The 19,917-nt window shown below is 70.5% G+C and carries 19 protein-coding genes and 1 tRNA gene; 9 read left to right on the top strand and 11 right to left on the bottom strand.

Annotated features, from left to right (window positions below; translation table 11 throughout):
- Positions 1-27 precede the first annotated feature (27 nt).
- Positions 28-2,370 carry an MMPL family transporter gene (locus tag HMPREF2833_RS09830; protein ID WP_246829114.1) on the bottom strand — a complete coding sequence of 781 codons (2,343 nt, stop codon included), beginning with the start codon at positions 2,368-2,370 and terminating at the stop codon, positions 28-30.
- A gap of 278 nt (positions 2,371-2,648) precedes the next feature.
- Here HMPREF2833_RS09830 and HMPREF2833_RS09835 point away from each other — a divergent pair, with 278 nt between their 5' ends.
- On the top strand, positions 2,649-3,422 hold the full coding sequence (locus HMPREF2833_RS09835; protein WP_070637831.1) for an Ltp family lipoprotein: 774 nt from the start codon (positions 2,649-2,651) through the stop codon (positions 3,420-3,422).
- Between the two features lie 77 nt (positions 3,423-3,499).
- On the opposite strand, the gene HMPREF2833_RS09840 is transcribed toward HMPREF2833_RS09835, so the two are convergent.
- The 3 genes from HMPREF2833_RS09840 to HMPREF2833_RS09850 all read right to left on the bottom strand — a co-directional run bounded on the left by HMPREF2833_RS09840 (position 3,500) and on the right by HMPREF2833_RS09850 (position 5,299).
- Positions 3,500-3,585: transfer RNA gene (locus tag HMPREF2833_RS09840), tRNA-Leu, on the bottom strand.
- 185 nt (positions 3,586-3,770) lie between these two features.
- Positions 3,771-4,526: an SDR family oxidoreductase gene (locus HMPREF2833_RS09845; protein WP_047978238.1), complete on the bottom strand. Its 756-nt coding sequence runs from the start codon at positions 4,524-4,526 to the stop codon at positions 3,771-3,773.
- Between the two features lie 47 nt (positions 4,527-4,573).
- Positions 4,574-5,299 carry a beta-ketoacyl-ACP reductase gene (locus HMPREF2833_RS09850; RefSeq protein ID WP_070637833.1) on the bottom strand — a complete coding sequence of 242 codons (726 nt, stop codon included), beginning with the start codon at positions 5,297-5,299 and terminating at the stop codon, positions 4,574-4,576.
- Positions 5,300-5,562: 263 nt separating this feature from the next.
- On the opposite strand from HMPREF2833_RS09850, the gene HMPREF2833_RS09855 reads away from it, so the two are divergent.
- The 4 genes from HMPREF2833_RS09855 to HMPREF2833_RS09870 are packed head-to-tail and all read left to right on the top strand — an operon-like array spanning position 5,563 to position 8,521.
- Positions 5,563-5,937, top strand: a complete 375-nt coding sequence (locus tag HMPREF2833_RS09855) for a DUF3099 domain-containing protein (RefSeq protein ID WP_047978240.1) — start codon at positions 5,563-5,565, stop codon at positions 5,935-5,937.
- A gap of 49 nt (positions 5,938-5,986) precedes the next feature.
- Positions 5,987-6,382 carry a hypothetical protein gene (locus tag HMPREF2833_RS09860; RefSeq protein WP_070637844.1) on the top strand — a complete coding sequence of 132 codons (396 nt, stop codon included), beginning with the start codon at positions 5,987-5,989 and terminating at the stop codon, positions 6,380-6,382.
- Positions 6,382-7,356: an SURF1 family cytochrome oxidase biogenesis protein gene (locus HMPREF2833_RS09865; protein ID WP_070637846.1), complete on the top strand. Its 975-nt coding sequence runs from the start codon at positions 6,382-6,384 to the stop codon at positions 7,354-7,356. The genes HMPREF2833_RS09860 and HMPREF2833_RS09865 overlap by 1 nt, the downstream gene beginning before the upstream one ends.
- A 55-nt stretch (positions 7,357-7,411) precedes the next feature.
- A complete protein-coding gene (locus HMPREF2833_RS09870) occupies positions 7,412-8,521 on the top strand; it encodes an alcohol dehydrogenase catalytic domain-containing protein (protein WP_070637848.1) in 1,110 nt (369 codons plus the stop codon).
- Positions 8,522-8,696: 175 nt separating this feature from the next.
- Here the strand turns inward: HMPREF2833_RS09870 and HMPREF2833_RS09875 are convergent, their stop codons facing one another.
- Complete coding sequence (locus tag HMPREF2833_RS09875; RefSeq protein WP_070637849.1) at positions 8,697-10,295, bottom strand: ABC-F family ATP-binding cassette domain-containing protein; 1,599 nt, start codon at positions 10,293-10,295, stop codon at positions 8,697-8,699.
- 187 nt (positions 10,296-10,482) lie between these two features.
- On the opposite strand from HMPREF2833_RS09875, the gene HMPREF2833_RS09880 reads away from it, so the two are divergent.
- From HMPREF2833_RS09880 to HMPREF2833_RS09895, 4 genes are all read left to right on the top strand, one after another.
- Positions 10,483-11,115 carry a biotin transporter BioY gene (locus tag HMPREF2833_RS09880; RefSeq protein ID WP_070637851.1) on the top strand — a complete coding sequence of 211 codons (633 nt, stop codon included), beginning with the start codon at positions 10,483-10,485 and terminating at the stop codon, positions 11,113-11,115.
- The gene (locus HMPREF2833_RS09885) at positions 11,116-11,859 is read left to right on the top strand and encodes an energy-coupling factor ABC transporter ATP-binding protein (protein WP_082141988.1); all 744 of its coding nucleotides are present in this window, start codon (positions 11,116-11,118) and stop codon (positions 11,857-11,859) included.
- A 46-nt stretch (positions 11,860-11,905) separates the two neighbouring features.
- Positions 11,906-12,529, top strand: coding sequence for an energy-coupling factor transporter transmembrane component T family protein (locus HMPREF2833_RS09890; protein WP_070637853.1), 624 nt, complete (start codon positions 11,906-11,908; stop codon positions 12,527-12,529).
- A gap of 69 nt (positions 12,530-12,598) precedes the next feature.
- Positions 12,599-13,507, top strand: coding sequence for a KPN_02809 family neutral zinc metallopeptidase (locus HMPREF2833_RS09895; protein ID WP_070637854.1), 909 nt, complete (start codon positions 12,599-12,601; stop codon positions 13,505-13,507).
- 12 nt (positions 13,508-13,519) lie between these two features.
- On the opposite strand, the gene HMPREF2833_RS09900 is transcribed toward HMPREF2833_RS09895, so the two are convergent.
- The 6 genes from HMPREF2833_RS09900 to HMPREF2833_RS09925 form a co-directional block, all read right to left on the bottom strand.
- Positions 13,520-14,761, bottom strand: coding sequence for an alpha-hydroxy acid oxidase (locus HMPREF2833_RS09900; RefSeq protein ID WP_070637855.1), 1,242 nt, complete (start codon positions 14,759-14,761; stop codon positions 13,520-13,522).
- 268 nt (positions 14,762-15,029) lie between these two features.
- Positions 15,030-15,389, bottom strand: coding sequence for a metal-sulfur cluster assembly factor (locus HMPREF2833_RS09905; RefSeq protein WP_019309181.1), 360 nt, complete (start codon positions 15,387-15,389; stop codon positions 15,030-15,032).
- Between the two features lie 32 nt (positions 15,390-15,421).
- On the bottom strand, positions 15,422-16,186 hold the full coding sequence (gene sufC / locus HMPREF2833_RS09910; RefSeq protein ID WP_047978246.1) for a Fe-S cluster assembly ATPase SufC: 765 nt from the start codon (positions 16,184-16,186) through the stop codon (positions 15,422-15,424).
- Between the two features lie 91 nt (positions 16,187-16,277).
- On the bottom strand, positions 16,278-17,579 hold the full coding sequence (gene sufD, locus HMPREF2833_RS09915; RefSeq protein ID WP_235005059.1) for a Fe-S cluster assembly protein SufD: 1,302 nt from the start codon (positions 17,577-17,579) through the stop codon (positions 16,278-16,280).
- Between the two features lies 1 nt (position 17,580).
- The gene (gene sufB / locus HMPREF2833_RS09920) at positions 17,581-19,056 is read right to left on the bottom strand and encodes a Fe-S cluster assembly protein SufB (protein ID WP_039101192.1); all 1,476 of its coding nucleotides are present in this window, start codon (positions 19,054-19,056) and stop codon (positions 17,581-17,583) included.
- Positions 19,053-19,817, bottom strand: coding sequence for a helix-turn-helix transcriptional regulator (locus HMPREF2833_RS09925; protein ID WP_059281216.1), 765 nt, complete (start codon positions 19,815-19,817; stop codon positions 19,053-19,055). The genes sufB and HMPREF2833_RS09925 overlap by 4 nt, the downstream gene beginning before the upstream one ends.
- Positions 19,818-19,917 lie beyond the last annotated feature (100 nt).

A 19,917-nucleotide genomic window follows, 5' to 3' on the forward strand; every position in this document is an offset into this window, starting at 1 on the left:
GCGCACAAAGACCGCGGGGGGCGCTGCTCAGGCCTGGTGCCCCTCCCCTGCCCGGTGCCGGCCGGGGGTTCCCACCCGGGAGGGCCACCAGGACCGGGGCCCGATGTCCAGCACCAGGGCGGGCACCAGCAGGGAGCGCACCACCACGGTGTCCAGCAGCACCCCGACCGTGACGATGACCGCGAGCTGCACCAGGAACAGGATGGGCAGAACCGCCAGGGCGGCGAACGTGGCGGCGAGCACGATGCCCGCGGACGTGATGACCCCGCCCGTGGTGATGAGCCCGGCCAGCACGCCCGCGCGGTGCCCCGCGGTCACCACCTCCTCGCGCACGCGGCTCATGAGGAAGATGTTGTAGTCGATCCCCAGCGCCACCAGGAACACGAACCCGAACAGCGGCACCGTGGGATCCGCCTGGTTGAGGTCCAGCAGCTCGAACACCAGGGTGGAGATGCCCAGTGCCGCCAGGAAGGACAGCACCGTGGTGGCGATCAGCAGCACGGGCATCATCACGCTGCGCAGCAGCACCATAAGGATCAGCAGGATGACCACCAGGATGATGGGGATGATCACCGCACGGTCCCGTTCCGAGGCCGCAATGGTGTCCACCTGGACCGCGGTGGTGCCTCCCACGGCGGCCTCCGGAGTGATCCCGGCGAGCTCCCCGCGCAGCCGCTGCACCGCCGCCTGGGCCTCCTCGGAGTCCGAGGCGGAGGTCAGGGTGGCCTGGATCAGCACGTCCCCCTGGCTCACGGTGGGCTCCACCCCCGCGAACGGACCGCCCTGCGGAGCGGGGTACGGAAGCGTTCCGCTCGGAGAGTCGTTCGCCGCGAAGGCCACCGAGGCGACGTCGTCGTCCCCGGCAAGGTGCTGGGCCACCTCGTCGGCCTCGGACTGCGGGGCGATGACGTACACAGGGTCCCCTGAGCCGCCCGGGAAGTGCTGCTCCAGGACGGCGGTGCCGTCCCGGGCCTCGGACTCCCCCAGCACGAACTCGGACTCTGGTACGCCGCCCGCATCCAGCTGGGTGGCCCCCAGCGCGGCTACACCGAGCAGCACGGTGCACACGATCCACACCGCCCGTGACTTCCGGTCCACCAGTCGGGCCACAGCGGGCCACAGACCCTGGTGGGAGTAGGGGTCTATGGCCTGCTCGTGCGCCTCGGGGTGCTCGTCCACGCGCGGCATCCTGGGCCACAGGGCAATGCGGCCGAAGATCGCGAGCAGCGCCGGAAGCAGGGTCAGCCCGGCGAGGATCGCGAAGACCACGCCGATGGCGGTGGCGGGACCCACCCCGCGGTTGGAGGTGAGCTCCGAGAACAGCAGGCACAGCAGGCCGGCGATCACGGTGGTCCCGGAAGCCAGCACTGCGGGGACCGTGCCCTTCCACGCGATCCGCGTGGCGGTCCATCGGGACGGCGTGGTGTGCAGTGCTTCACGGAAACGGGCGGTGTAGAGCAGTCCGTAGTCGGTGGCCGCGCCGATCACGATGATCGACATGATGCCCTGCGTCTGCCCGCTCAGGGCGATCAGCCCGCGCTCCGCGAGGAAGTACACCGCGAGGATCGCGCCGCACAGCGCGGCCACGCTCGTGAGCAGCACCAGGAACGGGAGCAGGGGCGAGCGGTAGACAATCACCAGGATCACCAGCACCGCGAGCAGCGCCACCCCCAGCAGCAGCCCATCGATGCCAGCGAACGCCTCGGACAGGTCCGCCACGAGACCCGCCGGGCCGGTCACGGCCACGGTGAGTCCCTCCGGGGTGTTCTGGGCGAGCTCGTCGCGCAGCTCGGCGACCACGTCGCCCGTCTCCGCCTCGGCATCCACGAGCACGACCACCTCCACCGCGCGCCCGTCCTCGGACGGGATGGGCGGTGAGACCTCCAGGACGTCCGGCACGCCCGCGAGGTCCTGGGTGGCCGTGCCGATCGTCCCCAGCTGCGCCCGGGTGATCTCACCCTGCGACTCCATGACCACGATGGCGGGGATGCCGTCCGAGTCGCGGAACTCCCCCAGCCGGTCCTGCACCTGTGTGGCCTGCGAGTCCACGGGCAGGAAGTCCGCCTGCGAGTTGGAGGTCACGTCCGAGAGCTTCCCGAACGTGGGTCCGCCCACGCCCATGACGCCCAACCACGCGAGCACGAGCACCACGGGGATCAGCCACCGCAGCCACCCCGGTACGCCGGTGCCACCCCGTGCGCGGCCGACGCCGCGTTCCGGTGCGGATCGCTCCGCCGGGCCGGCGGCAAGGCCGTTGCCCGCGTTCTGCGCGCCCTCATCACCCACCCGCGCGGTGGCGTCCTCCGTTGCGGACAGCGGATGGCCCGTCCTGCTGCTCGGCTCTCTGGGCGGCTGGGGGCTGCTCGGCATGTCTCACCTGGGGTCTCGATGCACGGACGACCGTTCGCGCGCTGCGCTCCGGCCCTGACGACGACGCCGCGGCGCTGCGTGCCGCGGGTCACTGCCCCTCATGCTACGGGTACAGCCGGGCCCTGCCCGGGTATCCGAGCCCCTGGTTGCGAAACAGTCCGTGTGGGCCGTAGTGGGGGCATCCACCGGGGCGCCCGGGTGTCACTATGTATGAAAGCAAATACATGCTCATGCATTCGATGTGCCCTCTCGGCACATCCCTTCTCGAAAGGCCAGCCATGGCTCAGCGACCCTCCCCCGTTCTCCTGCTCACCGGTGGCGCCGTGGCGCTCGCACTGCTGTCCGGGTGTGGATCCACCACGACCTCTGCGGAGCCGGCTCCGAAGGAGAGCTCCCCCGCGTCCAGCTCGTCCACCGAGACGGTCACAGCGCCGTCCTTCGAAGCGCCCCAGCCCACGGACGCGGGCCAGACGCCGGCCGAGGAGAGCACCTCGTACATGGCGGAAGCGGAGACTCCCGCCCCGGAAATGCCCACACCGAGCCCTGCCAAGGACACGACCGGTTCGGGCTCCCAGAGCAGTGACGAAGCGGCGTCCGGCACGAGCGGCGCCACGGCCAAGGGCGGCGTGTCGCAGGACAGCGCCACCCGGAAGGCCTCCGACTACCTCGCGTTCATGGCTTTCTCCCGGAGCGGTCTGATCGAGCAGCTGGAGTACGAGGGCTTCACCACCCAGGAGGCCACAGCCGCGGTGGACAGCCTGGCCACCAACTACAACGAGCAGGCCGCCAAGAAGGCCAAGGACTACCTCCGGACGTCTGCGTTCTCCCGGAGCGGACTGATCGAACAGCTCGAGTTCGAGGGCTTCACCACCGAGCAGGCCGCCTACGGCGTGGACACCACCAACCCGGACTACATGGCGCAGGCGGCCAAGAAGGGCAAGCAGTACCTGGACATGTCCGGCTTCTCGCGCTCCGCGCTGATCGACCAGCTCGTCTTCGAGGGCTTCACCCCCGAGCAGGCGGCCCACGGAGCCACCGCGAACGGGCTCTGAGTCCGGGCACCGGCCTGCAGAGGAGCACCCAGCGAAAGAACCCCGTTCGACCAGTGGTCGAACGGGGTTCTTCTCTGTGCGCGAGGGGGGACTTGAACCCCCACCCTCTAATACGAGGACTAGCACCTCAAGCTAGCGCGTCTGCCTATTCCGCCACCCGCGCAGGTGTCTGGGCCGGTGAGATCCTGCGAACAGAACCTCCGTGGCCCTCGGCAACGACAGAAAACCTACCACAGTTCGCGGGGCCGTTCGAACCGGGCCCGCCCGGAAACGGGACGACGCCGCACGCGGGGTGCGCGTGCGGCGTCGTGGTCCGCAGAGCTCAGCCGACGAGTGCTGCGGTGCGGGTCACTTCCCGGCCTGGGCCAGGAAGTCCTCGGCCCCGCCCACGAGCTCAACGTGCCCGGACTCCACGTCCGCGGTGACCATCTTCGCGATCTCCTGCGCGAACTCGTTGACGGTGTAGAGCTTGCCCGCAGCCGCTCGACGCTCGTCCAGGGCACCCGGGCGGGCGCGGTTGAGCAGGGTGGCGGTGACGGTGCCCTCGATCATGTCCGCGGAGACCACCACGAAGCTCACGCCCTTCTCGGCCATCTCCGGGACGCGCGCGGTGAGAGTGTCCTCGCCGGCCCGCTTGGACTTCGCCACGGCCTCGTACTCCGGCATGGTCTCCACCTCGTTGATGAAGTGGGCCTGGTGGCTCGTCACGAACACCACACGACCGCCCCGGGGCAGCAGCTCCAGCGCCTCGGTGAGGGTGTCGTTCTGGGCGTCCCGGTTGAGCTTCAGCGCGTAGCCCTCGCCGAGCTCCGTCTCCATGCCGCCGGAGGCGTTGAGGATCAGCACGTCCACGCCGCCGAACTCGTCCTGCGCCGCGCGGAAGAGCCCGCCGCGGGACTCGGGGTCCGTGATGTCCGCCTGCACGGCGATCGCGCGGCCGCCCGCCTCGGTGATCTCCTTGACCACCTTGGTGGCGCGCGGAGCCTTCTGGCGGTAGTTGATCACCACGTTGGCGCCCTGGGACGCGAGGATCTTGGCCGTGTCCGCGCCCACCCCTCGCGACGACCCGGTGATGATGATGGTCTTGCCGGCGACTGAGCTCATGCTGTGACTCCTTAGCGGGGTGGATTCGTGGGGCCCGGTGCGGTGGATCAGTGACCCACTCCGAGCCCGCCGTCTACGGGGATGATAGCGCCGGAGATGTAGCGGGCGTCGTCCGAGGCCAGGAATGTCACGGCCTTGGCCACCTCCTCCACCTCTCCGAAGCGGCCGGCGGGGATCATCGAGAGGTAGTTCTCCGTTACTTCGTCGGAGAGCTCGTCCGTCATGGCGGTGTGGATGTACCCGGGAGCCACCACGTTGGCCGTGACCCCGCGGGAGCTGAGCTCCCGGGTGATGGCCCGGGCCATGCCGACGAGCCCGGCCTTGGACGCCGCGTAGTTGGTCTGCCCGGGAGCCCCGGTGTACCCCACCACGGAGGAGATGAAGACCACGCGGCCCCTCTTCAGGCGCATGAAGCCCTTGGTGGCGCGCTGCACCACGCGGAAGGCCCCGGTGAGGTTGGTGTCGATGACGTCCTGGAAGTCGGCTTCCTTCATGCGCACCAGCAGGTTGTCCTTGGTGATGCCGGCGTTCGCCACGAGCACCTCCACGGGTCCGAATTTGGCCTCGACCTCCTTGAAGGCCGCGTCCACGGAGGCGGAGTCCGTCACGTCCGCGGCCACCGTGTAGGCGCCCTCCGGCCCGTCACCGCCGGAGCGGGAGGTGATGACCACGTTGTCCCCGGCCGCCACGAAGGCCTCCGCGATGGCGCGTCCGATGCCGCGGTTGCCTCCCGTGACGAGCACGGTGCGCGCGGTTGAGGGCTTCTCAGACATGGTGGAACCTTCCGTGGAGGGAGGACGCGGCCGGGTCACCGCATCCAGGGGGGATCAGGACGTCACAGCATCCTAACCGTCCCCTGACCTGGTGGGCTCCCCCCACTTGGGACCGTACCGCAACGGTGCCACAATGGTCAGCACGCTCCCAGTCAGAGGTGGAAGCGTGACCCCCGGGGACATCCCCCAGGACATCCGCCGAAGGACCGGTTCCCATCACACGTTCCCAGCACCCCACGCACGGCTCCACCGAGGTCCACTCGATCACCTCGGCGGCGGACGCGCACACCACGGACATGTCGCACCGCATGAAGGTCTACGGCGTGCAGATGGCCCTGCGCGTGGCCTGCATCATCGGGGTCTTCCTGATCGACAACCTCACCGTGCGCGTCCTGCTGATCCTGGGGGCCGCGGTGCTGCCGTGGCTCGCGGTGATGCTCGCGAACCGCGGGGCAGACCGGTCGCAGCGCACCGGCTCCGCGTACCGGCCCCCCACGCGCACGGAGCTGCCGACCGTGGCCGAGACGCGGGACGTCTCCCCCGAGGCCGGGGACGTGGTGGTGGACGGCGAGTACACGGTGCACCACGCACCCCGGCAGCTGCCGGGCCCCGACCCCTCGGCCACGCGGCGCAACTAGGGTGGAGTGCGCCCTGCCCACCACAGGAAACCCGGAGGAACATCTCACCGTGGACTTCGATCTGCTCGGCTCGCTGGCCCCTGGCTCCACGGGGCACGACGCCGCCGCGTCCGGCCCCGCGGACAGCACACCTCACGCGGTGTGCTCCCGTCGCGGCTGCCGTGCCGCCGCACGCTGGAGCCTGGTGTGGAACAACCCCCGGGTGCACACCCCCGAGCGGCGCAAGACGTGGCTCGCGTGCGACGAGCACCGGGAGCACCTCGCGGACTTCCTGGGCCAGCGCGGCTTCCTCCAGGACGTGGAGCCGTTCGAGCAGCAGCCGACCGGCGGCGTCGAGCCCGGCGCGCCGACCACCGCGCGGGACGAGGTCCCCCGTGAGACCGCCCCGGAACCCACCGAGGGCGCGGGCGGCATCGGCCCCGCGGGGACGGAGCGGCTGGACTGATGCGCAAGTACTCCTTTCTGACCTCCCCCGCCTGGATCGGGTGGTTCGCGCTCACGTGCGTGGCCGCCGTGGTGTGCCTCTACCTGGCGCAGTGGCAGATGTCCCGCAACGACCACCTCGTGGCGGAGAACACCAGGATCACCGAGAACTACGACGCCGCGCCGTACGACGCCGCGCAGGGCACCCCGCTGTTCGCGGACTACGACGAGTCGAAGACGTGGCACCCCGTGACCCTGGAGGGCAGCTACGTGCCCGAGGACACCGTGCTGATCCGCAACCGCCCCCACGACGGCCGGGTGGGCTACGACGTGGTGGTCCCGTTCCGCACCGGCGAGGGCACGGTGGTGGCGGTGGACCGTGGCTGGATCCCCACCGACAACTCCGCGAACGGCATGCCCTCCGCCGTGCCCCCGCCGCCCGGCGGCACGGTGAGCGTCACGGTCCGGCTGCGGCCCTCCGAGGGCACCGTGGACCGCGGGGCGCCCGAGGGCCAGTCCGCGTCCATCGACCTCCCGGTGCTCGGCACCCAGTGGGGCGGGGACGTGGCCACGGAGGGCTACGGAGAGCTCGTCTCCGAGGAGCCCCCCGCCGCGAACACCCCCCAGGCCGCGGAGCGCCCCGAGGTGGACTACGGACCGCACCTGTCCTACTCCATGCAGTGGTACGCCTTCGCCGTCCTGGTGTTCGTGGCCTACGGCTACTCGGCGCGCCAGCACGTGAAGAACGAGGAGTGGGACCGCGCCTACGCGGCGGAGGTCGAGCGGCAGCTGGCCCGCTACTACGACGCCGAGGGCAACTACATCGGGGACGTGGACGAGTCCCTGGTGATCCGCCAGCTGCAGATGGCGGACGACATGCCCGCCCACCTGAAGTCGCTCTACCGACCCAAGCGCACGCGAGCGTCGTCCGTCCCCACCGCGGAGGACGAGGAGGACGCCCTGCTGGACGCGCTCGAGGCGCAGAACCGCCGGTGAGGCGAGCGGGCGGCGTCGTCCGCCCCGTGCCCACCACACCCGCAAAGGAGTTGCCGTGAAGATCACCGCCGCTGTGCTGGACGAGATCGGGCTGTCCCGTCCGTACGCCGAGTCCCGTCCACTGTCCGTGCAGGAGCTGGAGCTGGACGGCCCCGGGCCGGGCGAGCTGCTCGTGCGGATCCGTGCGGCAGGCGTGTGCCACTCGGACCTCTCCGTGGTGGACGGCAACCGGCCCCGCCCCATGCCCATGGTGCTGGGCCACGAGGCCTCGGGCATCGTGGAACAGGTGGGCGGGGGCGTCACGGACGTGGCCCCCGGGGACCAGGTGACCACCGTGTTCCTGCCGCGCTGCGAGCAGTGCGAGAACTGCGCCACGGACGGCAAGCTGCCGTGCACCCCGGGCACCGAGACCAACAGCGCCGGGCTGCTGCCCGGCTCGGCCCTGCGGCTGCACCGGGACGGGCAGGACGTGCACCACCACGTGGGGGTCTCCGGCTTCTCGTCCCACGCCGTGGTGAGCCGCCAGTCGGTCGTGCCCGTGGGGGCGGACGTACCCGCCGAGATCGCCGCCGTGGTGGGCTGCGCCGTGCTCACCGGAGGCGGTGCCGTGCTCAACGCGGGGCGCCCCTCGGACGGGGACACCGTGATGGTCGTGGGCCTGGGAGGCGTGGGCATGGCCGCGCTGCTCACCGCGCTGTCGCTGGAGAAGGGTCCCGTGATCGGCGTGGACGCAAACCCGGAGAAGCTCGCGAGGGCCACCGAACTGGGCGCCACGGCCGTGCACTCCCCGGACGAGCTCGCGGAGAACGGCGTGCGGGCCGAGGTGGTCATCGAGGCCGCAGGGCACCCGCGCGCGTTCGAGACCGCGGTGGCCGCCACGGCACCCGGGGGCATCACCGTGACGGTGGGCCTGCCCTCCCCCGACGCCCGCTCCACCATTGCCCCGCTGGGGCTCACGGCGGAGGCCCGCACGATCGTGGGCTCCTACCTGGGCTCAGCGGTTCCCGCCCGGGACATCCCCGTGTACCTGGACCTGTGGCGCGCGGGCAAGCTGCCCATCGAAGAGCTGATCTCCGAGCGGGTGGCGCTCGCGGACGTCAACGAGAGCTTCGACCGGCTCGCGGACGGCCGTGCCGTGCGCCAGGTCATCCTGTTCGAGGACTGACACCCGCCGCAGCCGTGCCGTGACGGCACGCAACGGCCCTGCGCGCGGCAAACTGGGTCTCAGGTCTGGGTCGGCCCCGAATCGCCCACCCGCACCGCCCGGGTAGATGCGCAGCGCGGTGATGACGGGCACCTGCCCGGCTCTGCAGCGGCGTCGGCCGCGCGCAGGACGGCGCTCAGGCCAGGCTGATGAGGTCCTGGTACTCCTGGCTCCACAGGTCCTCCACGCCGTCCGGGAGCATGACCACGCGCTCGGGCTCGAGCGCCTCCACGGCGCCCTCGTCGTGTGAGACGAGCACCACGGCGCCCTCGTACGTGCGCAGCGCGTTGAGGATCTCGTGGCGCGAAGCCGGGTCCAGATTGTTGGTGGGCTCGTCCAGCAGCAGCACGTTCGCCGACGACGCCACGAGGGTTGCCAGCGCCAGTCGCGTCTTCTCGCCGCCGGAGAGCACCCCGGCGGGCTTGTCCACGTCGTCGCCCTGGAACAGGAACGAGCCCAGGATGGTGCGAACCTGGGTGTCCGCGAGATCGGGCGCGGCGGACTTCATGTTCTCCAGCACCGTACGGTCCGTGTCCAGGGTGTCGTGCTCCTGGGCGAAGTAGCCGAGCTTGAGCCCGTGGCCCGCGACCACCTCACCGGTGTCCGGCTCGGCCTGGCCCGCGAGCATCCGCAGCAGAGTGGTCTTGCCCGCACCGTTGAGCCCGAGCACCACCACGCGGGAGCCCCGGTCGATCGCGAGGTCCACGTCCGTGAAGATCTCAAGCGAGCCGTAGGACTTGGACAGCCCCTGCGCGGTGAGCGGGGTCTTGCCGCAGTCCGCGGGCTTCGGGAAGCGGATGGCCGCGACCTTGTCCTGCACCCGCTCGCCCTCGATGCCCGCCATGAGGCGCTCCGCGCGGCGGATCATCTGCTGGGCGGCGGAGGCCTTGGTGGCCTTGGCGCGCATCTTGTTGGCCTGGTCCATGAGCACCCCGGCCTTCTTCTCCGCGTTCGCGCGCTCGCGCTTGCGGCGGGCCTGGTCCTGCTCGCGCTGCTGCAGGTAGTTCTTCCAGGTCATGTTGTAGACGTCCACCACGCAGCGGTTGGCGTCCAGGTACAGCACCTTGTTGACCACCATCTCCATGAGCTCCACGTCGTGGGAGATCATGAGCAGCCCGCCCTGGTAGGAGCGCAGGAACTCGCGCAGCCACACCACGGAGTCGTGGTCCAGGTGGTTGGTGGGCTCGTCCAGGAGCATGGTGTCCGCGTCCGCGAACAGGATCCGCGCGAGCTCCACGCGCCGGCGCTGACCACCCGAGAGCGTGTGCAGCGGCTGCTCCAGCACGCGCGGCGGGAGGTTGAGGTTGTTGGTGATGGTGGCGGCCTCGGACTCCGCCGCGTAGCCGCCGCCGGCCAGGAACTCGGACTCCAGGCGGTCGTAGCGGCGCATGGCCTTGGTGCGGACGGCGTCGTCCTCCGAGGCCATCTCCTCCTCGGTGCGCCGCAGCTTGGTGATCACCCCGGCGAGGTTGCGCGCGGAGAGGATGCGGTCCCGGGCCAGCTGGTCCATGTCGTCCACCTTGGGGTCCTGCGGCAGGTAGCCGATGGAACCCGAGCGTGTGACCTCACCCGCGGCGGGCAGGGTGAGCCCGGCCAGCACCTTGGTCATGGTGGTCTTCCCGGCGCCGTTGCGGCCCACCAGACCCACCTTGTCGCCCTTGTCCACGCGGAAGTTCACCTCGTCCATGAGCAGACGCGCTCCGGCGCGCAGTTCGAGGTCGGTCACGGTGATCAACGGAGCAAGGCCTTTCGTGGGACGGTGCCGCGCGCGCACGCGAGGTGGCGTGGGCGGACGGTGCGGGGCCCGGAAGAGCTCCGGGCATGCGGTCGCCCCGTGGGAGCGGGGAACCGCACCAGTCTATCCGCTCGCGCAAATCGTGGCCTGGGCCGTTCCCCCGGGACCAGCAACTAGACTGCAGCCCATGACAGAAGCCGCCCGCGCCACCCGCACCGTGACCTCCTTCGACCTCGCAAACATCGCCGTGTTCGCCGCGCTGACGTGCGTGCTCGCCCTGGTCCCCGCGATCCCCGTGGGTCCTCTGGGAGTGCCCATCACGTTGCAGACGCTCGCGGTGTTCCTCACCGGCATGGTCCTGGGCGGCTGGCGCGGCTTCCTGGCCCTCGCCCTGTACGTGGTGGTCGGTCTGCTGGGCGTCCCGGTGTTCGCCGGGTTCACGGGTGGTCCCGCGGTGCTGGCCGGCCCGTCCGCGGGCTACCTGCTGTCCTTCCCGTTCGTGGCGGGCCTCGTGGGCTGGATGTCCCACTACTTCGTGCGCGTGGAACGCGTGACCCGCCGCGAGGGATCCTCCGCCGTGGACCCCGACCGCCGCAGCGCCCTCGGCCTGAAGCTGTTCCTCGCCGGTCTCGCGGGCCTGGTGCTCTCCCACGTGATGGGCATCGTGGGCATGATGGTCAACGGTGGGCTCGCGCTGCAGGCCGCCGTGGTCGCGGACCTCGCGTACGTCCCCGGTGACGTGCTCAAGGTGGTCGTGGCCGCGCTGATCGCCGTGGCCGTGCACCGCGCGTTCCCCCGCATGGCCGGGGCGGTTCTCTGAGTGGACGGTGAGCCACGCTCCGCGCAGCACGAGTCCCTGTCCTGCGCGGACGTGACCGTCACCATGGAGGGACCCCGCGGTCCCGTGACCGTCCTGGACCGGGTCACGTGCGAGTTCACCGCGCGGCGCACCGCCGTGATCGGGCTCAACGGCTCCGGCAAGTCCACCCTGCTGCGCCTGTTCAACGCGCTGGTGACGCCGTCCTCGGGTGCGGTGCGCACGCACGGCGTGGACCCGGTGGCCTCCCCCAAGGACGCCCGGTCCCGGGTGGGGTTCGTCTTCACGGACCCCGCGTCACAGATCCTCATGCCCACCCCCGTGGAGGACATCGAGCTGTCCCTGCGCCGCCGCGTCCGCGACCGTACGGAACGCGAGGAGCAGGCCGTGCAGTGGCTGCGGCGCGTGGGCCTGGCGGACCGCGCGCACCACTCGGTGTTCGACCTCTCGGGCGGTGAGCGCCAGCTCGTGGCCCTGGCCGCGGTGCTCGCCGTGGACCCCCGCGTGCTGGTCCTGGACGAGCCCACCACCCTGCTGGACCTGCGCAACCGGCTGCGGCTGCGGGAGCTGCTGGACGGACTGCCCCAGCAGCAGCTCATCAGCACTCACGACCTGGAGCTGGCGTCCACCGCCCAGCACGTGGCGGTGGTCCACGGTGCGGGCATCATCGCCCAGGGCCCGCCGGAGGAGGTCATCCCCCGCTACCGCGCGTGGTGCGAGACGGGATTCCCGGGGGAAGCCGCGTGAGCCCCTGTCCCGGCCGAGGTGCCGTGCTGTCCGTGGACCGCGCCCGGTGAGCGGGACCGCCGCCCGCCGCGACGACCTGCTGGGCACCTACGTTCCCGGCACCTCGTGGCTGCACCGCTGTCCCCTGGGGCTCAAGGCCGCCCTGGTGCTGGGTTCCTGCCTCGCCGTGATGCTGCTGCGCTCGTGGCCGGTGTCCCTGACCGCGCTGGCCCTCACCGCCCTGATCTCCGCCACGACCGGTCTGGGGGTGCGCCGCTGGGTGGCCTCCCTGCGCCCCCTGTGGTTCCTGGTGCTGCTCCTGACCGTCTACCACGTGCTGGTCACCGGTCCCGCCCGGGCAGCGGACGTGGTGCTGTCCCTGCTGGCGGTCGTGACCCTGACCCGCCTGCTGCTGACCACCACGGAGCTGCCCCGGCTCATCGACGGGCTGGTCCGGCTGTGCTCCCCGCTGCGCCGCGTGGGCGTCGACCCCGAGCGCATCGGGCTGGCGGTCTCCCTCATGATCCGCTCCGTCCCCTGGCTCTTCGGCGTGCTCTCCTCCCTGCGGGACGCCGCCGCGGCGCGCACCGTGCGCCCCCGCCCCGTTCAGCTGGTCACCCCGGCGGTGATCGCCACCGTGGACTACGCCCACCGCACGGGCGAGGCCCTCGTGGCGCGCGGACTGGAGTGACGCGCAGACACGAGTGACACCGAGGCACCCGGGGGCCCAGGACCGTCAGCGTGGACCTATGATGCGCTCATGAGCTTCAACGACAACTCACAGCTGGACGCCGGACGGGTCCGCACCGGCGGTGGTGGCGGACGCGGCATCGCCGTGGGAGGCGGGCTGGGCGGCGTCGTCCTGCTGCTGCTCGCGGGACTGTTCTTCGGCCAGGACGGGATCGACGCCGTGACGGGCGGCACCCAGGCGCAGACCACAGGGACGCAGCAGGTCGACTCCGGGCTGGAGGATCGCTGCCGCACCGGAGCGGACGCGAACTCCGACCCCCAGTGCCGCATGGTGGCCACCGTGCAGTCCCTGGACCAGTTCTGGGGCGAGTACTACCCGCAGGCCACGGGTGAGCGGTACGTGCTGCCCGAGGTCATGCTCTTCGCGGGCTCGGCGGGCACGTCCTGCGGGCAGGCGTCCTCCGCCACGGGTCCGTTCTACTGCCCGCCGGACCAGACCGTGTACCTGGACACCGGGTTCTTCGAGCAGCTGCGCAAGGACTTCGGTGCGGACGCGGACGCCCTGGCCCAGGAGTACGTGATGGCCCACGAGGTGGGGCACCACGTGCAGAACCTGCAGGGAACCCTGGGGCGCGCCCAGCGCGATCCCCACGGTGCGGCGTCCGCGGCCGTGCGGACCGAGCTGCAGGCGGACTGCTACGGCGGACTGTGGGCCCACCACGCCGTGGAGCCGGGCGGAGCCGTGCAGCTGCAGCCCATCACGCGCGCCCAGCTCTCGGACGCGATCGAGGCGGCCGGCGCGATCGGCGACGACAGGATCCAGGAGGCCGCCCAGGGGCGGGCCAACCCGGAGTCCTTCACGCACGGGACGTCCGCCCAGCGCCAGGCCTGGTTCCTGAGCGGCTACCAGACCGGCGAGATCCGCGCGTGCAGCACGTTCTCCGCCGAGGACCTGGACCACCCGGACGCCCTGGCCTGACGCCCGTGGCAGTCAGTGGCGCCGCGCGTACTCCGCGCGCGGCAGCCACGGGGCCCGCATGGCGTGCGGGCCCAGCTCCGCCACCGATCCGGCGCCCATGAGCAGCATGGTGGTGCGGATCTGTTCCTCGAGCAGCTCGATGACCCGTGACACCCCCTGCTCTCCCCCGGCCATGAGGCCGTAGAGGTACGCGCGACCGATCAGCACGAAGTCCGCGCCCGCGCACAGGGCCGTCACCACGTCCGCGCCGGACATCACCCCGGAGTCCAGGACCAGGGGAACGTCCGGACCCACCTCGTCGCGGATCTCCGGCAGCGCGGTGAGGGAGACCGGTGCGCGGTCCAGCTGACGCCCGCCGTGGTTGGAGACCACCAGCCCGTCCGCGCCAATGCTCAGGGCGCGCCGGGCATCCTCGCGCGTGAGGATGCCCTTGACGAACAGCTGCCCGTCCCAGTTCTCCCGGATCCACGCGAGGTGCTCCAGGTTCAGTCCGGGGTCGAACATCGTGGAGATCAGCTCCGCCAGGGCACCGGAGGTGTCCGAGAGCGACGCGAACTTCAGCGAGTCCGTGGTCAGGAAGTTGAACCACCACTCCGGGCGGTAGGAGGCGTCCAGAACGGTCTTCGGCGTGATCCTGGGCGGGATGGTCATGCCGTTGCGGGTGTCCCGCAGCCGCTGACCGGGCACGGGTGTGTCCACCGTGACCAGCAGCGTGGTCGTGCCCGCGGCCTTGGCGCGCCGCAGCAGGTCCAGGGACGCATCGTGCTCACGCCAGAGGTAGAGCTGAAACCATCTCTGGGCGTCCGGAGCGGCGTCCCGGACCTCCTCGATGGAGCGGGTGCCCATGGTGGACAGGGAGAACGGGATGCCGGCGCGCCGAGCGGCGCGCACTCCCCCGATCTCGCCCTCCGAGTGCATGAAGCGGGTGAATCCCGTGGGGGCGATCCCGAACGGCAGAGCGCTGCGGGCACCCGCGATCTCCGTGCTCAGGTCCGCGGTGTCCGTGCCGTGCAGGATCCGCGGCAGCAGCTCCACGGACTCGAACGCCTCCCGGTTGCGCCGGTGGGTGATCTCCTGCCCGGCCGCGCCGTCCACGTAGTCGAAGGCCGGGCGGGGCGTACGACGCCGCGCGATCCGCCGCAGCGCCTCCACGTCCGCGGCCTTCGCGAGCCTCGCGGTGCGCCGGTCCGGATTGAAGGAGCCGAACTTCATGAGCGGTGTGAGTTCGGACAGTTGCGGCAGATGGCGTTCCATGGGGTCCTCCCGGTCGCGGATTCTCGCTCGAAACTACCAGGGCACCCAGACCAGGTTCCGCAGGGCCCCCGCGTCCGCCCCCACGGTCGGCCCGCGTGCCGTCACGTCCGGTGCGCACGGACGCCGCCGCACGCTCCGGCGTCTGCAGGGGGCGTCTGTCCCCTCGGCGAACGGCAGGAAGGGCACGATCCCTGTGGATCGTGCCCTTCCCGTGCCCCGTTTCCAGAACGGCGGCCACCGTGACCCGCGCGTGGCGGACCCGGTGGGATCAGATGTTGAAGCCCAGGGCCCTCATCTGGTCCCGGCCGTCCTCCGTGATCCGCTCCGGACCCCACGGGGGCATCCAGATCCAGTTCACGTGCCACTCGTCCACGGCGGGCGAGAGGTTCTGGGAGACCTGCTCCTCGATGACGTCCTGCAGCGGGCACGCCGCCGTGGTGAGCGTCATGTCCAGGCGCAGGGAGGCGTCGTCCTGGTACTCCAGGCCGTAGAGCAGGCCCAGGTCCACGATGTTCACGCCCAGCTCGGGGTCGATCACGTTCTTCAGCAGGTCCGTGATCTCCTCGACTGAGGCCTGGCCGTTGGGCCCGGTGGTCTCCGCCGCGGCGGTGCCGGTGGATTCGCTCATGGCGACCTCCTCAGGAAGTGGTGCGCCGGTGTCTACTTGGCAGCGGCCTGGACGTAGCGGTCGTAGCCCTCGTTCTCCAGCTGCTCCGCGAGCTCCGGACCGCCCTGGTCCACCACGCGGCCGTCGGAGAACACGTGCACGAACTGCGGCTTGATGTAGCGCAGGATGCGCGTGTAGTGCGTGATCAGCATGATGCCCGTGTTGTCCTCGGACAGCGCGCGGTTCACACCCTCGGACACGATCTTCAGCGCGTCCACGTCCAGGCCGGAGTCCGTCTCGTCCAGCAGGGCGATCTTCGGCTTGAGGATCTCCAGCTGCAGGATCTCGTGGCGCTTCTTCTCGCCGCCGGAGAAGCCCTCGTTGACGTTGCGCAGGAGCATGTCGTTGTCGATCTTCAGCTTGTCCATGGCGGTGCGGACGTCCTTGGTCCACGTGCGCAGGGAGGGTGCCTCGCCGTCGATCGCGGTCTTCGCGGAGCGCAGGAAGTTGGAGGTGGTCACGCCGGGGATCTCCACCGGGTACTGCATGGCCAGGAAGAGACCGGCGCGGGCGCGCTCGTCCACGGACATCTCCAGCACGTCCTGCCCGTCCAGGGTCACGGAGCCGGAGTCCACCTGGTACTTGGGGTGGCCGGCGATCGTGGACGCCAGCGTGGACTTGCCCGAGCCGTTGGGGCCCATGATCGCGTGCACCTCACCGGAGTTGATGGTCAGGTTCACGCCCTTGAGGATGGGCTTGGTGCTCTCGTCGTCCAGGATGACGGACGCGTGGAGGTCCTTGATCTCCAGAGTTGACATGCGGTGTTTCTCCTTGGGTCTCGTGGGCACCGGCCCGCTCTCGGGCGCGGTGCGGAATTCTCGGGTCTGACGACGGCGCTGGGCCGGGGTCTCAGCTGTCGGTGCGGGCGAGCTCGTCCTCCAGGGAAGCGCGCAGCTGCTCCTCGAGGGCCTCCACGCCCACCTGCTGGATGATCTCGAACAGGAATCCGCGGACCACCAGGCGGCGTGCCTGGTCCTCCGGGATGCCGCGGGACATGAGGTAGTACAGGTGCTCGTCGTCCAGCTGCCCCGTGGTGGAGGCGTGACCTGCACCGGCGATCAGGCCGGTCTCGATCTCCAGGTTCGGCACGGAGTCCATGCGCGGACCGTCGTTGAGGATCAGGTTGCGGTTGAGCTCGTAGGTGTCCGTGCCCTCGGCCTCGGCGCGGATCAGGACGTCGCCCACCCACACACCGTGGGCGTTCTCGCCCTGCAGCGCGGACTTGTAGTTCACGCGCGACCGGCAGCGCGGCACGGAGTGGTCCACGAACAGCCGGGACTCCAGGTGCTGGCCGTCGTCCACGAACGTGAGGCCGTACATCTCCACGTCGCCGCCGGGAGCGGTGAAGCGGGTGGACGGGGTGACGCGCACCAGGTCACCGCCCAGGCTCACGAGCACATGCTTGAACGTGGCGTCGCGGCCCAGCTTGGCCTGCTGCGAGGACGCGTGCACGGAGTCGTCCGTCCACTCCTGCAGCGAGACCACGGTGAGGTTGGCGCCGTCCGCCACCGAGAACTCGATGTTCTGGGCCAGCACGGCGGTGCCCACGTGGCGCAGCACCACGAGCGCCTTGGAGTTCGCCCCGGCGTCCACCACGATGTGCTGAGCCGCGGGTTCCTCGGACTCACCGGTGAGCGTCACGATCACGGGCTCCGCCACCTGGGCGTCGCGCGGCACGGAGATCACGGTGGCCTCGCGGAACGAGGACCACGCGTTCGCCGAGACCCGGTCCTCCGGGATGCCGGCCGAGCCCACGCGGGAGTCGTCGCGGCCCACGGAGGTGATCTGCACGGCGTCGTCCCCCGAGACGGAGACGGCGGGCGCGGGGCCCTGCAGGGCGGCGTCGTCGAGCCCGCGCAGCCGCTTGATGGGCGTGAAGCGCCAGTCCTCGAGCTTGCTGCTCAGCGGCGGGAAGTCGGCCACGTCGTAGGACGTGGTGCGGCCCGCGCGGGAGGAGTCCGGCACGCCGGAGATGTCCCCGTGCTGGGTGTGGCGGATCTCGGGCTCACCGGCCTGATTGCGGCCCTCCTGCAGGGTCTCGCCCTCCTGGCTCATGCCCGGGATGGCGACGCGGTCCTCGCCGGTGGGCACTCCGTTCACCTGCTCGTCGGCGTCCTGTGCGGCACGGGCGGTCTGATCAGTGGTGGACATATCAGCCAACGGATCCTTCCATTTGCAGTTCGATGAGACGGTTGAGCTCGAGCGCGTACTCCATGGGCAGCTCACGCGCGATCGGCTCCACGAAGCCGCGCACGATCATGGCCATGGCCTCCTCCTCGGGCATGCCGCGCTGCATGAGGTAGAACAGCTGCTCCTCGGACACGCGGGAAACAGTGGCCTCGTGGCCCATGGTGACGTCGTCCTCGCGGATGTCCACGTAGGGGTACGTGTCCGAGCGGGAGATCGTGTCCACCAGCAGGGCGTCGCACACCACGTTGGACTTGGAGTGCGTGGCGCCCTCGCGCACCTGCACGAGGCCGCGGTAGGCGGAGCGGCCGCCGTTGCGGGCCACCGACTTCGACACGATCGACGAGGACGTGTTCGGGGCGATGTGCACCATCTTGGACCCGGTGTCCTGGTGCTGGCCCTCGCCCGCGAAGGCGATGGACAGGGTCTCACCGCGCGCGTGCTCGCCGGTCATGTAGACCGCGGGGTACTTCTGGGTGACCTTGGAGCCGATGTTGCCGTCCACCCACTCCATGGTGGCGCCCTCGTGGGCGATGGCGCGCTTGGTCACCAGGTTGTACACGTTGTTGGACCAGTTCTGGATGGTCGTGTAGCGCACCCGGGCGTTCTTCTTGCAGATGATCTCCACCACGGCGGAGTGCAGCGAGTCGGTCTTGTAGATCGGCGCGGTGCAGCCCTCGATGTAGTGGACGTAGGAGTCCTCGTCCGCGATGATCAGCGTGCGCTCGAACTGGCCCATGTTCTCGGTGTTGATGCGGAAGTACGCCTGCAGCGGGATGTCCACGTGCACACCCTTGGGGACGTACACGAACGAGCCGCCGGACCACACGGCCGTGTTCAGCGCGGCGAACTTGTTGTCGCCCACGGGGATCACGGTGCCGAAGTACTCCTCGAAGAACTCGGGGTGCTCCTTCAGGGCGGTGTCCGTGTCCATGAAGATCACGCCCTGGGCCTCGAGGTCCTCGCGGATCTGGTGGTAGACCACCTCGGACTCGTACTGCGCGGCCACACCGGCCACCAGGCGGTTGCGCTCAGCCTCGGGGATGCCGAGCTTCTCGTACGTGTTGCGGATGTCCTCGGGCAGCTCCTCCCAGGAGCCCGCCTGCTGCTCCGTGGAGCGCACGAAGTACTTGATGTTGTCGAAGTCGATGCCCGACAGGTCCGCGCCCCACGTGGGCATGGGCTTGCGGTCGAAGAACTTCAGGCCCTTCAGACGCAGCTGCGTCATCCAGTCCGGCTCGCTCTTCTTGGCCGAGATGTCCCGGACCACCTCTTCGTTCACGCCGCGGCGCGCCGAGGCGCCGGCGTCGTTCTTGTCGGCCCAGCCGTACTGGTACTGGCCGATCCCCTCGAGCTCCGGGTTCATCTCCAGGATCTCGGAAATCGTGGTGTCGCCTGTCATGGTGCCCGCGGTGTCCGCGGGTTCGATGCGCTCGGTCATGACAACCCTCCCTGTCGTGCGGTTGTGTGGTTGGTGGAGTTCTTGGAACCCGCCGCGCGCAGCTGCAGCGGGACGTGTGTGGTGCAGACGTGGGCGCCCGCGGCCATGGTGGAGAGCCTGCGGACGTCGACGTCCAGCAGCTCGGCGATCATGGCGGTCTCCTGCTCGCAGAACTCGGGGTACTCGTTCGCGATGTCCTGGATGGGGCAGTGGCCCTGGCACAGCTGGGCGGAGCGCAGAGTCACGCCCTTGGGACCACGGGGGGTGACCGTGGTGTGGGACGCCACGAAGCCGTCGTGGCTCATGGCGGCGGTCAGCGCGTTGAGGCGGTCCTCCACGTCCGGACCCGCGGCCTCCACGCTGGGCCGGTAGCGCTCACGCCACCGCTCGACCTCCTCGGTCACGAACCCGTGCACGAGATCCTCACCACCCACCCGGGCCATGGTGGCCAGCGCACGGCTGGCAAGCCCCCGGTAGTCCTGCGCCAGCTGCTCGTGCCCGCCCGGTGCCACCACGTAGCGACGCGCCGGCCGACCAGCTCCCGAGGCGGTGCTGCGCACCATGGAAACCTCCACGAACTGCTCGGACTCCAGGGCGTCCAGGTGACGCCGGACGGCGGCGGGCGTGAGGCCGAGGTCCTTGGCGATCTGCGCGGCGGAGATGGGCCCGTGGGCGAGCACCAGCGAGAGCACCCGCGAGCGGGTGGTGTCATCCTGGTCCGTGCGCACCGCGCTCGTGCGGTCCGTGGCCGGTGAACTCATGCTGGGTGCAACATCCTTCGCGGCGAGTCGGGGAGGTGGCCGAGCCGGTGCAGCTCCGTGCGGCCCGGGCCCCACGGGAACTGGGTTCACCGGTGAGGCA

The sequence above is a fragment of the Kocuria sp. HMSC066H03 genome (assembly GCF_001812045.1).
Taxonomy (GTDB): domain Bacteria; phylum Actinomycetota; class Actinomycetes; order Actinomycetales; family Micrococcaceae; genus Kocuria; species Kocuria rhizophila.